Annotated in this window: 13 protein-coding genes; 9 read left to right on the top strand and 4 right to left on the bottom strand. The window is 61.9% G+C overall.

The window, feature by feature from the left end; all coding sequences use genetic code 11:
* Positions 1-53: 53 nt before the first annotated feature.
* A complete protein-coding gene (locus BWP39_RS22230; protein ID WP_096724131.1) occupies positions 54-1,088 on the bottom strand; it encodes a histone deacetylase family protein in 1,035 nt (344 codons plus the stop codon).
* A 120-nt stretch (positions 1,089-1,208) separates the two neighbouring features.
* Between BWP39_RS22230 and BWP39_RS22235 the strand changes: the two genes are divergently transcribed.
* The 4 genes from BWP39_RS22235 (at position 1,209) to BWP39_RS22250 (ending at position 5,320) form a co-directional block, all read left to right on the top strand.
* Positions 1,209-1,721 carry an Lrp/AsnC family transcriptional regulator gene (locus tag BWP39_RS22235; protein WP_096724133.1) on the top strand — a complete coding sequence of 171 codons (513 nt, stop codon included), beginning with the start codon at positions 1,209-1,211 and terminating at the stop codon, positions 1,719-1,721.
* A gap of 106 nt (positions 1,722-1,827) precedes the next feature.
* Positions 1,828-2,898 (top strand): PDDEXK nuclease domain-containing protein, encoded by a 1,071-nt coding sequence (locus tag BWP39_RS22240; protein ID WP_096724135.1) that lies wholly within the window; start codon positions 1,828-1,830, stop codon positions 2,896-2,898.
* Positions 2,899-3,080: 182 nt separating this feature from the next.
* On the top strand, positions 3,081-3,746 hold the full coding sequence (locus BWP39_RS22245; protein ID WP_096724137.1) for a glutathione S-transferase family protein: 666 nt from the start codon (positions 3,081-3,083) through the stop codon (positions 3,744-3,746).
* A gap of 200 nt (positions 3,747-3,946) precedes the next feature.
* Positions 3,947-5,320: a carotenoid oxygenase family protein gene (locus BWP39_RS22250; protein WP_096724139.1), complete on the top strand. Its 1,374-nt coding sequence runs from the start codon at positions 3,947-3,949 to the stop codon at positions 5,318-5,320.
* A 13-nt stretch (positions 5,321-5,333) separates the two neighbouring features.
* Here BWP39_RS22250 and BWP39_RS22255 read toward each other — a convergent pair whose 3' ends face one another.
* Both BWP39_RS22255 and BWP39_RS22260 read right to left on the bottom strand, forming a co-directional pair.
* On the bottom strand, positions 5,334-5,717 hold the full coding sequence (locus tag BWP39_RS22255; RefSeq protein ID WP_207557038.1) for a hypothetical protein: 384 nt from the start codon (positions 5,715-5,717) through the stop codon (positions 5,334-5,336).
* A gap of 10 nt (positions 5,718-5,727) precedes the next feature.
* Positions 5,728-6,048 carry a hypothetical protein gene (locus BWP39_RS22260; RefSeq protein WP_096724143.1) on the bottom strand — a complete coding sequence of 107 codons (321 nt, stop codon included), beginning with the start codon at positions 6,046-6,048 and terminating at the stop codon, positions 5,728-5,730.
* A 131-nt stretch (positions 6,049-6,179) separates the two neighbouring features.
* On the opposite strand from BWP39_RS22260, the gene imuA reads away from it, so the two are divergent.
* The 4 genes from imuA to BWP39_RS22280 all read left to right on the top strand — a co-directional run bounded on the left by imuA (position 6,180) and on the right by BWP39_RS22280 (position 12,525).
* Positions 6,180-6,911: a translesion DNA synthesis-associated protein ImuA gene (imuA, locus tag BWP39_RS22265; protein ID WP_096724145.1), complete on the top strand. Its 732-nt coding sequence runs from the start codon at positions 6,180-6,182 to the stop codon at positions 6,909-6,911.
* Entirely contained in the window at positions 6,841-8,361 is a 1,521-nt protein-coding gene (locus tag BWP39_RS22270) for a Y-family DNA polymerase (protein ID WP_096724147.1), read from the top strand. The genes imuA and BWP39_RS22270 overlap by 71 nt, the downstream gene beginning before the upstream one ends.
* Before the next feature lie 6 nt (positions 8,362-8,367).
* A complete protein-coding gene (locus tag BWP39_RS22275; RefSeq protein ID WP_096724149.1) occupies positions 8,368-11,517 on the top strand; it encodes an error-prone DNA polymerase in 3,150 nt (1,049 codons plus the stop codon).
* 123 nt (positions 11,518-11,640) lie between these two features.
* Positions 11,641-12,525: a hypothetical protein gene (locus BWP39_RS22280; protein ID WP_133116911.1), complete on the top strand. Its 885-nt coding sequence runs from the start codon at positions 11,641-11,643 to the stop codon at positions 12,523-12,525.
* Between the two features lie 74 nt (positions 12,526-12,599).
* On the opposite strand, the gene BWP39_RS22285 is transcribed toward BWP39_RS22280, so the two are convergent.
* Positions 12,600-12,860: a transposase gene (locus BWP39_RS22285; protein ID WP_207557039.1), complete on the bottom strand. Its 261-nt coding sequence runs from the start codon at positions 12,858-12,860 to the stop codon at positions 12,600-12,602.
* 934 nt (positions 12,861-13,794) lie between these two features.
* On the opposite strand from BWP39_RS22285, the gene BWP39_RS22290 reads away from it, so the two are divergent.
* Positions 13,795-14,655 (top strand): EAL domain-containing protein, encoded by an 861-nt coding sequence (locus BWP39_RS22290; RefSeq protein ID WP_157915166.1) that lies wholly within the window; start codon positions 13,795-13,797, stop codon positions 14,653-14,655.
* The last annotated feature ends 115 nt before the right edge of the window (positions 14,656-14,770 follow it).

A 14,770-nucleotide genomic window follows, 5' to 3' on the forward strand; every position in this document is an offset into this window, starting at 1 on the left:
TATTGATAAAACCTTTTTGCGCCCTGTAGTCGAGCGCCACGATGAACGCACCGTCACGCGGCGCGGCCTTCGAATCCCAGCAGCACGTTCACGGCATTCGTGCCGATCTCGTCGACCATATAGCCGCCCTCCATCACGAACAGCGTCGGCAGGCCGAGACGCGCGATCGCTTCGCCAAGGCGAATGAAGTCGCTGCTTGTCAGCGCGAAGTGACTGATCGGATCACCTTCGAACGTATCGACACCGAGCGACACGACCAGCACGTCCGGCGCATACGCCGTCAAACGCTTGCCGGCATCGCCGAGCGCATCGCTGTAGCGCGGCCAGTCGGTCCCTTCGGGCAGCGGATAGTTAGCGTTGAAACCGAGCCCGGCGCCGCGCCCTTCTTCATCGGCGAAACCCGAGAAATACGGAAACGACACGCGCGGGTCGCCGTGCAGCGAGACAAACAGCGCATCGGCGCGCTCGTAGAAAATGTCCTGCGTGCCGTTACCGTGATGGAAATCGACGTCGAGTACGGCGACCCGTCGCGCGCCGTGGGCGAGGCATCGTTGTGCCGCGATCGCTGCGTTGTTCAGGTAGCAGTAGCCGCCCATGTATTCGCGCGCCGCGTGATGTCCTGGTGGCCTGCACAACGCAAACGCCGCGCGTGCGCCGGCCAGTACGACATCGGCGCCGGTCAGCGCGACGTTTGCGCTACTGCACACGGCTTCCCATGTATGCGCGCCGATAGGCGAACCGGCGTCCATGGCGTAGTAACCGAGCTTGCCGTCGATAAACGAAGGCTCGATATCGTCGCGCAACGTGCGCACCGGCCATACGAGTGGCAGCGCATCGTGATTGCGGCCCGTTGCGGACCATTCGGCCCACGCCGTTTCGAGAAAATGCACGTAGCGGTCGCTGTGCGCGCCGACGTAGTGCGAGCGGTCGTAGTGCGTCTCGCCGATCACCTCGCCGAGTCCTGCTGCGCGCACGCGTGCGACCACGGTATCGGCGCGCTGCGGGTTTTCGAAGGATCGGGCAATCAGGCCATCTTTCAGCTCGATGCCGTAGTGCAAACGATGGGACTCGCTGAATACAGTAAGCATGACGGGTTGGGTCCATACAGGGTATAGCGAACAGTGTATCGGGCCTGTCGGGCACTTAATTTGCTTTTCGATCTACTGGAACCTACACTTCCCGCACAAACAGACTACTGAACTCGACTTATGAGAACAAATCGCCCTCAACCCGAACTCGATGCGACCGATCGCGCGATGTTGCGTCTATTGCAGGAGGATGGCGGGCTGTCGAACGCCGCCTTGAGCGAGCGTCTCGCGCTGAGCGTGACGCCGTGCTGGAGAAGACGGAAGCGTCTCGAAGACGAAGGCGTGATTCGCGACTATCAGGCGAATCTGGACCGGCGCCGGCTCGGGTTCGACGTGCTTGCGTTCGTGTTCGTGCGCTTCCTGTCGCATGGCGACAATGCGCCGGATCGCTTCGAGAAAGCGGTCGCGAAACTGCCGGAGGTGCTGTCGTGCCACAAGGTCACCGGCGACGCCGATTATCTGCTGCAGGTGCTGGCCAGTGACCTCGATAGCTATGGCGATTTCGTCGAGCGCGTGTTGCGCAAGCAGCCCGGCGTCGCGTCGATACAGTCGAGTCTCGCGCTGCGCGAGGTGAAGTCGACGAGTCATATTCCGGTGCCGGAGGATCTGGAGCAGGCGGTGAAGCGGCGCTGACGAGTGGGTGGTAACAGGTTCTTGACGGCAGATTGTGTCCGCACTGCGGAGACCATTCGGCCAGGTTTCTCCTTCTGCCATCCCTCGGTAAGGTGGTCCTTTCTCCATGGACCGTGCGACCAGGCACGCTGGCTTTGGCAAGATAACCGATCTTTTTCCTTCCTCCCTGCTCGACGATGTGCGGCACCTCATTAACACCGCGCGATCGCGGGCCGCTGCGGCGGTCAACGCGGAACTGTCGCTGCTCTACTGGCAGATCGGCCACCGGGTGCGCGTCAACATTCTGCGGAATGCGCGCGCCGGCTATGGCGACGCAACCGTGGCCGGGCTCGCTGAACGCCTGACAGCCGAGTACGGCCGCGGCTGGAGCGAACGCCAGTTGCGGCACTGCCTTCGCGTGGCCGAGGTGTTTCCGGATGAACAGATTGTCTCCGCACTGCGGAGACAATTGAGCTGGACCCATCTGAAAACGTTGATTTACATCGACGATCCGCTGAAACGGGACTTTTACATCGAGTTGTGTCGTGCCGAGCGCTGGTCGTCGCGCCAGCTACTGGAACGTGTCAACTCGTTGCTGTTCGAGCGCAGCGCGCTGTCGCGCAAGCCGGAAGACACGATCCGGCACGAGCTTTCGCTGTTGCGCAGTGAACAGCCCACCCCGCCCGACGTCGTGTTGAAAGATCCCTACGTACTCGATTTTCTCGGGCTGAGCGACCGCTTCCTCGAAGGCGATCTCGAAGACGCCATCCTGCGCGAAATGGAGCAGTTCCTGCTGGAACTCGGTGCGGGCTTTACGTTCGTCGCCCGCCAGAAACGCCTGCAGATCGATAACGACGATTTCCATATCGACCTGCTGTTCTATAACCGCAAGTTGAAACGGCTCGTTGCCGTCGAGTTGAAGCTCGCCGCCTTCAAGGCTGAATACAAGAGCCAGATGGAACTCTACCTGCGCTGGCTCGCCCGCCACGAGCAGGAGCCGGACGAACTTCCACCGATCGGCATCATCCTCTGCGCAGGAAAGAAGCAGGAGCAGATCGAACTTCTGGAGCTGGGTAAGAGCGGAATCCACGTCGCGGAATACTTGACCGTACTGCCGTCCCGCGAAATCTTGCAGGAAAAGCTGCATCAGTCGATCGCAACTGCGCGTGCTCGGCTCGGGAGCAAGGGAGAAACGTGAAGGTTCTTTCATCCGCAGCCGGCGAGGCGGCGCTAATAAGACGGTCTAATCTGACTAGAAACCGCTCTTCGATAAAAAGTAGCCGAGCAATGTCGATTTAGCCCGACCTCGGACGTCGACCAGGTATGCGCCGTGTTGTGTATCCGGCACCTAACGAAACATCAAACAAAGGAGACATCGGCATGCAAACTTCACTACTCCCCGTTATCACCGCCTTCGAACGATCGCCCGATCGCGGCAAGGGACTCGCGCGTGACATGCGGGTTCGCTGGGTGCTTGAAGAAGCGGGCCAGCCTTACGAGGTTCGTCTGGTTTCGTTCAGCGCAATGAAGGAACCCGCGCATCGAGCGATTCATCCCTTTGGACAGATTCCGACCTATGAAGAAGGCGCGCTTGCGCTGTTCGAGTCCGGGGCAATCGTGCTCCATATTGCAGAGTCCCATGCCGGCCTGCTACCCGACGATGCACATGCCCGGGCACGCGCCATCACATGGATGTTTGCCGCGCTCAACACGGTTGAACCGCCGATCCTCGATCTCCAGACCGTCAAGTTTCTGGAGCGCGACAAGCCGTGGTACGAGGAGCGCCTGCTGATGGTTGTGGATCGCATCCGTGGCCGGCTAGGTGAGCTTTCCGATCGTCTTGGCAACGCCGACTGGCTCGATGGCGCGTTCAGTGTGGGCGACCTGATGATGATCGCGGTGCTACTCCGGTTGAAACCATCGGGCCTGCTCGACGAATTTCCGAAGCTCTCCGCCTATGTCGCCCGCGGCGAAGCGCGCCCCGCGTACCAGCGCGCTTTCGCCGCTCAACTGGCGGTTTTCAACGCCCAGTTACCGGCCGGTTGATGTAGCGACGCAACGCGATCTGCCGGATTCGTGGTGGTCGTCCATATTTATACCCGGATTTAATTGACAATATTTTCACCCGGGTATAAATTAACCAATCGCTACCTGGCCCGAGGACAGGTGCGATCACGCAATCGCGCCCGCTTTTGGCACTGGTGACGATGTGTGCCCTACGACGCCCGGATAGAAGGACTACCAACATGACCACACTCGACTTGAATTCCGGCGCCGCAGCGGCCGTGCCCGATGAAGTCGATCTTGTCGATCTTCCCGTCACAGGAGCGATTCCGCAGGATCTCGACGGTGTACTGCTACGCAACGGACCCAACCCTCTGCGGGGCCGCTTCAAGGGAAACGACGTGCTGGACTGGTGGCCCGAAGATGCCATGCTGCATGGCATCTCGTTGCACGGCGGCCGCGCAATGAATTATAGAAATCGCTGGGCTCGTACAAAACGGTGGGCTGACGTGTACAACCCCGATGCCTCATCCACCCTGCTCGATACGAATCCGAACGTGAATGTGCTCTTCCACGCGGGCGAAATACTGGCATTGTCTGAGGGCGGCCCTCCACTTGCCATGACAGCCGAACTCGAAACACTCGGCGCAACCCGTTGTCATCCGGGGCTGGCAAACGGCATGACGGCTCATCCAAAAATCGACCCGGAAACGGGCGAGCTGATGAGCTTTCGCGCTGACTGGAAGAAGCCGTTTTTGCGCTATGCCGTGACGGACGCGAGCGGTATGCCGGGTGTCGACATCGAGATTGAAATGTTATCGCCCTCGATGATGCACGACATGGCAATCACCGCTACCCGCAGTATCTTTCTTGATCTTAATGTCGGGTACGACTTCTCGATGCTATCGAGAGGATATCGAATGCCATTGCGCTGGCGCGATGACCATCAGGCGAGGCTCGGGATCATGCCTCGCCATGGCGGTGAGCTACGCTGGTTTGACATAGCGCCGTGTTTTATCCAGCACGTGGTGAATGCGTACGACGCCGACGAAGCGACCGTGGTGCTGGATGTGATCCGATATCCCCGATATTTTCGTCTTGCTGATGGAGCGTCGACGTTCGAGACCGCTCCATTGGGCATTCCGTGGCGCTACGTCATCGACCTCGACGAAGGAGCCGTGGCGGAAAAACAAATCGCGGATATCCGTATCGAACTGCCTCGCATCAACGAAGGACGAACCGGCCGTCCCTATCGATTTTTCTATGCCGCGGAACAACCGACCAATACCGAATTTCGCGGTGTCGTTCGCTATGAATTCGAGTCCGGTTCACTACAGCGATATTGCGTTCCCGAAGGTGACCAGAACAGCGAACCGGTCTTCGTGGCGCGCCCCGGCGCCTCTGTCGAAGACGATGGATGGCTGCTCGTGTGTGTCTATCGCCAGGCAACGGATACCAGCGATCTGGTCATTCTCGACGGCAAAAATATAGAAAACGCTCCGATCGCAACGGTACATCTGCCCAGGCGAATTCCCGCTGGATTTCATGGGGCCTGGTTACCCAGGGATTGCCAGGTCACTGCGCCCCGTCGAACGAATTCCGCCGTCCTTCGGTAGTGACGAAGCACGGTCAGTTCACAGCATCGGCGTCGGCGCATGCGCGCCAGACCTGCGCCACGATCGGGTCTGCCGGATTCGTGGTGGTGGCGTCGAGGAACAGGTTCGATGGCTGCAGTTGTGCAGCGGACCATGTCTGTCCGACGGCGAAGCGCTTCGCAATACGGCGTGCCTTGCGGGCAAACGTCACCCGTTCGAGCCAGCCCGCATCGAGCGCGTGGCGCGCAAGCCAGATGCGCGCGGATTCGACCAGTTGCGTATCCGTTGACGGTGCGTCGTGAAGTACGACGGCCGCCAGCTCGCTCACGGCCAGATAGCACAGCAAGGCTGCTGTGGAATGGGCGTTGAGTTCATCGGCGGACGGTAGCTTGCCGGGTTCATTTGCATCCACAGTCACGAACACGCGCTCAGACCTGCAGGACACGGCCGTCCGGGCCGATCTTGCGAGGCAGCATGGGGATGGCGGGCACACCGTGCTTCTTCGACGACTGCGCCAACGCCTGCGCGGACGTCGACGCGGACTCGCCGGGCAGCGTGGGCTCGGTCACCCGTTTGGCCAGACGCGGCACCGACGCACTGGCATGCGACCGCGTACTGCGAGAAACACGCGGCACAGGCGGATGTGCACGCGCCTCCGGCGGATTCCAGATTTCGATGTAGGTCTCCGCATGAGCGACCGAAGCCGCGCCGAAGAGTAGCGTTGTCAGCGCGATAGTGCGGACATACATGATTCGCTCTCCATTACCTTGTGTCGTTCAATTCCTGCTGACCTGGATCAGTACCGGAAAGTAGCCGTTTGCCGTTCTGGTTTTCGGTGTAGGATACTGTACATATATACAGTGATTTTTGCAATCAGCCGATGCCCTCTTCTCCGTCCGCGCTCGCATCTCATCCGGAAGACCTGCATCCGTCGCTCTGGCGGGCGTCGCAGCTCGCGCGTCACCATGCGCGCACACTCGACACCGGCTACGCCGCGCTCTCCGCGGAACTGCCCGGCGGCGGCTGGCCGGTCGGCGCGCTCATCGACCTGCTGGTCCAGCAGGCGGGCGTCGGTGAAATGCGGCTGCTGGCGCCGGCGCTCGGCGCGACCGGTGGCACCCTCGACAAGCGGCCCATTGCCCTGGTCCGGCCGCCGCACGTTCCGAACGGCCCCGGGCTCGGCTATATCGGCGTGCCGCTCAACCGGCTGATGCTGGTCAAAACGACGAAAACCGTCGACGCGCTCTGGGCCGCCGAACAGATCCTGCGCGCCGGCAGTTGCGGCGCGCTGCTGCTCTGGGGGCAGCACGTGCAGACGTCGTCGCTGCGGCGGCTGCATCTCGCCGCGCAGTCGTCGGACACACTCTTCGTGATGATCCGGCCGCTGGCGGCCGCGAAAGATGCCTCGCCCGCGTTGCTGCGACTGGCCCTGCGCGCTTGCGGCGACGGCCTGAGCGTCGACATCGTCAAGCGACGAGGTCCGTTGCGCACCGAACCTCTGTCGCTTCCCCTTCAACCCACACCGGTACTGTTTTCCCGCCATGCGCGTACTGCTCGCCGTCCACTTGCCCCGGTTGCAGCTCGAGGTCTTCAGGCCGAAGTGGCTGCCTGAGCCAGCGCACGGCTGCGCGGTACTGGAGCAGGACCGGGTACTGGTCGCCAGCCGCACGGCCCGCGCGGCCGGTATCCGTCCCGGCATGAAGCGCGGCGGCGTACTCACGCTCGCGCCCGGCGTCGAGATGTTCGAGCGCGACGTGGCGCGTGAACTCGACGCGCAGCGCGCCGTCGCGGTCACACTGATGCAGTTCTCGCCGGAGGTCGCGCTGGTCGAAGAAGCCACGGTCATCGTCGATATCAGCGCCAGCCTGCGGCTCTTTGGCGGCGTGCTGAATCTGTGCCGCGCAGCGAAGGCGTTGCTGGCCACGCTCGGCTTCAGCGCGCGCGTGAGTCTCGCGCCAACCGGCCAGGGCGCGTGGCTGCTCGCGAAGCGCGGCAACCGGCGCCTGCTGAAGATGCGCTCGCTTGAACGGCACCTCGCCACCGTGCCGCTCTGGTCGGTGGTCGAAGTGCGACCGTTCGTCGACTGGTTTGCCGGCCTCGGCTGCGAAACGATTGCCGACGTGCGGCGACTGCCGCGTGCGGGCCTGCAGCGCCGCTGCGGCGAGCACCTGCTCGATTCGCTCGATCGCGCATTCGGCACCGCCCCCGAACTATTCGACTGGCTCGATTTGCCGCCCACTTTTTCCGCCCGCATCGAGTTGCCCGATCGCCTCGAACATACCGAAGGTGCGCTCTTTGCCGCGCATCGGCTGGTCGTGCAGTTGTGCGGCTGGCTGTGCGCGAAGCAGCTCGCGGTGACCGGCGTGCAGTTGCTGCTGGAACACGAGCGCGGCCGGCTCGCCATCGCCCCCACTGTGATCGAGATCGCGCTCGGCGAACCGGCATGGCGTGAAGACCATCTGCTCCGCCTAATCCGCGAACGGCTCGCACGCCTCACGCTCGATGCACCGGTCATCGCGCTGCAGCTCGATGCGGTCCAGGTCCAGGCCGCCGAACCGCCTTCCGGCACGCTCTTTCAGGAACCGGGTGGTTCGGCGGAAGATCACGCGCGGCTCATCGAACTGCTGGTGGCGCGCCTCGGCAACGAGAACGTACTGCGCTCCGTGCCGGGTGCCGATCATCGGCCGGAAGTCGCCAACCGCTGGGTGCCGCTTGGCCAGTCGGGCCAGTCGGGCCAGTCGGGCCAGTCGGGCCAGTCGGGCCAGCCTGGTCAGGCGGGTCGGACTGCCCCGCTACCCGCCGGACTACCGCGCCCCACATGGCTGCTCGAAACACCGGTGCAACTGCTGATGCGCAACAATCGGCCGTTCTACGGTTCACCGCTGAAAATGGCCTCGACCGGCGAACGCATCGAAGCCGGCTGGTTCGACGGACAACTCATCAAGCGCGACTACTTCGTCGCCCAGGCCGACGACCAGTCGTGCTACTGGATCTATCGCGAACTCATCAGCAGCCGCGACGAAAACGATCCGCACTGGTTCCTGCACGGACTCTTCGGATGACGTGCGATGAGCCCAACTGCCCGTACCCTGCCGGCCTATGCCGAGCTGTTCTGCCTGTCGAATTTCTCGTTCCTCCATGGTGCATCGCATGCCGAGGAACTCGTTACTCGTGCCGTGCAACTCGGTTATGCGGGACTCGCCATCACCGACGAATGCTCGCTGGCCGGTGCCGTGCGCGCGCACGTCGCCGCGAAGACCGCGGAGTTCCCGCTCGTCATCGGTTCGTATTTCCGGCTCGTCCATGCCGACGGTTCGCCAGCATTCGGACTGATCCTGCTGGCGCAGAACCGCGAGGGCTACGGCAACCTGTCTGAGCTGATCACGCTCGCGCGCACCCGTGCGCCGAAGGGCCAATACCGGCTGACACCGCAAGACCTGTCGCGCCCTGATCCGCAGTACGGCCACCTGCGCGGCATGCCCGATTGCCTCGCCATCCTCGTGCCGGAATTTCCCGCCCAGGAAGACCGGCTGGATGTGCAAATCGAATGGCTCGACGAGACGTTTCCTGGTCGCGCGTGGTGCGGGCTGATCCTGCATCAGCGCGCCATGGACGACATCCATCGCGGCGCGCTCGAATATGTTTCGCAACGGCATGGCGTGCCGGTCGTCGCACTCGGTCATGTCGTGATGCACGTGCGTTCGCGCAAACCGTTGCAGGACACCTTGACGGCGATTCGCGTGGGACGCCCGGTGCACGAATGCGGCTACGATCTCGCACCGAATGCCGAACAGCATCTGCGCGCGCGTCTGCGCCTCGCGCTGCTGTACCCCGAGGCCGCACTCGAACAGACGCTGGCGATCATGGCGCGCTGCACGTTCTCGCTCACCGAGGTGCGCTACGAATATCCGGATGAACTGATCCCCGACGGCTTCACACCGGCCTCGTGGCTGCGCCAGGAAACCTATGTCGGCGCACATGCACGTTTCCCGTCGGGCATCCCCTACGACGTGCAGGAGAAACTCGAATACGAACTCGATCTGATCACCAGTCTTGAGTACGAGCCGTTCTTCATCACGGTCTACGACATCGTCCTGTATGCGCGCAGCCAGAACATCCTGTGCCAGGGGCGCGGCTCCGCGGCGAACTCGCTGGTCTGCTTCTGTCTTGGCATCACCGAGGTCGACCCGAACCGCAGCAGCATGCTGTTCGAGCGCTTCATCAGCAGGGAGCGCGGCGAGCCGCCCGACATCGACGTCGACTTCGAACACCAGCGGCGCGAAGAAGTCATCCAGTACATCTACAACAAGTACGGCCGCGATCGCGCGGCCATCGCGGCGGCCGTGTCGACCTATCGCCCGCGCGGCGCGCTGCGCGAAACTGGCAAGGCGCTTGGCGTCGATCCGCAGATCGTCGATGCGGTCGCGAAGACGCATCACTGGTTCGATAGCGGCACCGAGTTGCTGAAGCGCTTCGAAGAGTCCGGGCTCGATCCGGACGCGCCGATCATTCAGTCGTGGGCCTCGCTTGCCGCGCAGCTGGTGGGGTTTCCGCGCCATCTGTCGCAGCATTCGGGCGGCTTCGTGATCAGCCGCGGCAAGCTCACACGGCTCGTACCGGTCGAGAATGCCGCGATGCCCGAGCGCAGTGTGATCCAGTGGGACAAGGACGATCTCGAAGCGCTGGGCTTGCTGAAAGTCGACGTGCTGGCGCTCGGCATGCTGTCGGTGATCCGGCGCGCACTCGATTTCGTCTCGGAGCAGCGCGGCGAACGCATCCAGATGCGCGACATCCCTGACGGCGACAAACCGACTTTCGAAATGATCTGCCGCGCCGATACGATGGGCGTGTTCCAGATCGAATCGCGCGCGCAGATGTCGATGCTGCCGCGATTGAAGCCCGAAACGTACTACGACCTCGTGATCGAAGTGGCGATCGTGCGGCCTGGGCCGATCCAGGGCGGCGCGGTGCATCCGTATCTGCGGCGGCGCCAGAAGCTGGAACCCGAGTCCTACCCGAAAGACGACCTGAAGGCCGCGTTGGAACGCACGCTCGGCGTACCGATCTTCCAGGAGCAGGTGATGCAGGTCGCGATCATCGCAGCCGGCTTCACACCTGGCGAAGCCGACGAACTACGTCGCGCGATGGCCGCCTGGAAACGCAAGGGCAACCTGCAGAAGTATTACGACCGCATCGTCACTGGCATGCTCGCGCGCGGCTACGAACGTACGTTCGCCGATGCGATCTTCGAGCAGATCAAGGGCTTCGGCGAATACGGTTTTCCCGAGAGTCATGCGGCAAGTTTCGCGCTGCTCGTCTACACGAGTAGCTGGCTCAAATGCCACGAGCCCGAAGCGTTCCTCGCCGCGCTGCTGAACAGCATGCCGATGGGGTTCTACTCGCCGTCGCAACTCGTGCAGGATGCGCAGCGACATGGCGTCAAGGTGTTGCCGGCCGATGTGACGATCAGCGGCTGGGATGCCTCGCTTGAAGCGCACGGTTCGGGCTTGAGGCCGGCGGTGCGGCTCGGACTGTCGCTGGTGCGCGGGATGCGCGACGGCGCAGCCGAGCGTATCGAGAATGCGCGTGCGGTACGGCCGTTCACGAGCGTGATCGATCTCGCCCGGCGCGCGCAGCTCGATCGCCACGACCTGCACGTGCTGGCCGATGCGAACGCGCTCGCCTCGCTGGCCGGCAACCGGCGCGAAGCACTGTGGCAATCGGCCGTTGCTGTGCCGGATCGCGACATGCTGGCCGCGGCGCGTACCGAGGACGAGACGCCGCAACTGGGTACGCCGACGGAGGCAGAAACGGTTGTCGGCGATTACCGCTCGGTAGGGCTCACGCTCGAGCGCCATCCGCTTGAACTGCTGCGGCCAACCCTGCACGCGCAACGACTGATGCCGGCCGAGACGCTGCGCACCTATCGCAACGGCCAGGTGGCGCGCGCCTGCGGCATCGTGACGGGGCGACAGCGACCGGGCACGGCCAAGGGCGTGATCTTCATGACGATCGAAGACGAAACCGGCAACGTCAACGTGATCATCTGGCCCAAGCTGCTCGAAAGGCAGCGCAAGGAAACCTTGAATGCGTCGCTGCTGGCTGTCTATGGCACATGGCAATGCGAGGGCGAAGTGCGGCACCTGATCGCAAAACGGCTCGTCGATCTGTCGCATCTGCTTGGCGGACTGGCCACGGTCAGCCGCAATTTTCACTAACAGACTGCGTCTGCCGCTGGGTACCGAGGCGCCTCCTTCCTATGTCTTCGCCGTGCAACTCGCGGCCGCTAACCCGAGATATGGCATCAAGGACGGCCCGAATCCTGGCAAGGTCGTGTTTAGATGTCCGCCCGGCTATGTCGTAAACTCGACGGCAACGTTGTCGCCAACGTCTGGGGAAAATTCCTGCATGGCCGCGCCCGGTCCAACCAGCCCTTCTGTCAAAAAATGATCCAGCACGACGATACGCAGCGACCCACCAGCATCCTGGTTGCATCGCCGGTCTACAACGACCAGTGTTACGGCTCCTATACCCACTCGTTGCTGCAGTTGCAGGCTGCGCTGTATCAACGCGGTATAGGCTTCGAGTATGCATGGACGAAGAGTTCGAGCGTCATCACCATCGCCCGCAATCTGCTGAGCAACTGGTTCCTCAAACGAACCCAATGCACTCATCTGCTGTTTATCGATGCCGATATGGTCTTCCGCAGCGACGACGTGCTTGCGCTGCTCGACGCCGATCTGGATGTGATCGCTGCGATGTGTCCGCGTAAGGAAATCAACTGGCTGAACGTTGCGTCAGCGGCGCGTACCTGGCCGGACATGGCGCCGGGTGAACTGGCCAAAGTGGCAGGTTCGTACGGGACGTATCAGCTTAAACAACCCGGACAGGGATTCAGTGTCGAGAAGCCCGTCGAGGTCGAGGGAATCGGCACAGGAATCATGCTGATCAAGCGCCATGTCTTCCTGGCGATGGCCGATGCCCACCCCGACGAAGTCATGACGTCGCCGGATCGAGCCGGTGGTAACGAAACCATCCATACGTTCTTCGATATCGGCAAAAACGAGCGTGGCGAAATGCTGTCGGAAGATCTGTTCTTTTGTAAGCGGTGGCGGGACATGGGCGGGGCTGTGTACGGTGCGCCGTGGTTTGAAGTTGGTCACATCGGCAGTTATGAGTTTCGCGGCAGCCTGTCGGATATCGCGGCTGTGCAGGGGACTGCCTAGAGCGGTTCAGACCGAAGTGCCTGATACGCTCCAGCAACGCCCCAGCACGCTCCAGCGCGTATCAGGCACGGGCATCAGCTATCGAACGGCTTGATCTCGAGAATCGAGGCGACGCGATGCAGGATGCCCGCGCGCCGCCACACAATGTACTTCGCGTAGCAGGTCTGCTGCGGTGGGAAATGTGCCGGCAACCGGTGCCATTTCTCACCGCTCTGGTGTACCCAGAGAATCGCATCGAGGATCTGACGGGCGTCGCGACGCGGACGACCGCGCGCTGACGCGGGTTCAGGAGTGTCGAAAAGAGGTTTGACGCGTATCCAGTTCGCGTCCGACATAGGGATTTCAATCACGGTGCTTATGGGAGCTTATCGGGATTCAACGCTGCGGCATCGCGAGTGATGCCCGCGATGCAAACAGTCAATGTACCGGCGCTAGCCGGCGATCAATCGAGCAGTAGTACCGCTCATCGCGCCGCCGATCAACGCAGCGAACACGATGAAGTTGCTCATGAGGTAGTACAGGTCAATGCTTTTCGCGAACGGGCGTCGCGTCGGGAATGCCAGGGCAATGAGCAGTCATTGAAGGTCACGATGAATTACACGGGGGTCATTGCAACGGAAATTGCGTGCGTAGTTTACCGAGAAACAGATCGGGCACGCGGTAACACACAGACGCAGCAGCGCCATATGGATCAAGCGATCTTCAGTACCTGCGCTTTACAAGGTGGGGGAGAGAAGAGCCGCTGGCTCACCCCGGGCCAGAACGGTCGATTCAAACAGATAGCCATATGCGAATCCTGTCTTATTGATGTCAGGTCATGCGCTGCGCCGTCGACCAAGCAGCATCCATGCCAATCGCTCGCCAATCTTCTGTCAGAAACGTGCACGCATTCCCAGGGTACGCATGATCTATGCGTTTTAGGTTGATATTGTTGCGCCGATTCGCGTCGCAGGATCTCGCAAAGCTCGTCAGAAAAAACGCGCCCGTTACGTAACGCCCTGCCGTAACAGGTCGGAACAAAGCCGGAACAGGACTGGAACAACCCGCGCGCAACCGATGCAAACGCACGTCATCCACACCGGGCCGCAACGCGCAAAACCGTAGCCACACGCCTGCACGCCACGAGCGCAACCCGCTCACCCTCACCCGCACCTATGGCATGAAACATGCTGATTCCCGTAGGGGTAATGCGACCTCGCGCGATCTGAACGAGTGACCATGAAAAAAAGCGCGCATGCAAATCGACACGGCAAAAGACGGGGACCTCGGGTGCAAATCGAACACATACAACAGGTAGTCGAAGTCGACACGCCGGTGCGCAACCGTCTCGGTCAGCGCATTCAGCAGGGCTTGAGCGCGGGCGAATTTCATCTCGTGTTTCAGGGCATCTATCGCTCGCGCACACGCGAACTCGAGCGGATCGAAGCGCTGATCCGCTGGAACCATCCCGACTATGGTCTGCTGTTGCCGGACACCTTTGTCCCCGCGCTTCACGACGACCTCGAGGTCGCCGTCGACGTCACTCACTTCGTGATCGATCGCGCCTGCGCGCAACTCGCTGCCTGTCTGCGCGCGGGACAAATGGCGCATCCGCTCGCGCTCAACGTGCCGCCCTCGGTTGCCGCACAGGAAAACTTCGCCGCCGAAGTCGAAGCGATCGCGCGCATGCACGGCGTCGCGCCCGAGCTGCTCGAAATCGAACTGGTGGAAACGGAAGACACCGCGAAGATCCTCGCGACGAGAACGCTGACCCGGCCATTACGCGAGGCCGGCATCCACATCTCGATGGACGACTTCGGCACCGGTTACTCGTCGCTTGCGCTCCTCAGCGCAATGGACGTCGACACGGTGAAGCTCGCGCGCGAACTGCTGGCTTTCGTGCCGACGCGTCAGCGGGCGAGCGCGGTGATCGCCGGCATCCTGGCGTTGCTCGAAGAACTCGAGATCCGCGTCGTCGTGGAAGGCGTGGAAACCGCCGATCAGGCGCACTGGCTGGAACAGTGGCCCAACGTGCTGGTCCAGGGCTATTACTTCTCGCTGCCCACCGGCGATCTGTCGGCCGTCCTCGACGGACTCGACACGACACGGCGGAGCACGAGCACGGCCGCGAGGACCCTTGGGCTGCGCTGAATCCCTGCTGACACGCGCAGGAACAACGACAGATCTGTAAAACAGCTTGTAGGAAGATGGAAAATTGTCTGACCTTTTTACTTTATTCAGACAAATTGCCAACAAACAGCAAAAT

This window comes from Paraburkholderia acidicola (assembly GCF_002362315.1).
Taxonomy (GTDB): Bacteria; Pseudomonadota; Gammaproteobacteria; order Burkholderiales; family Burkholderiaceae; genus Paraburkholderia; species Paraburkholderia acidicola.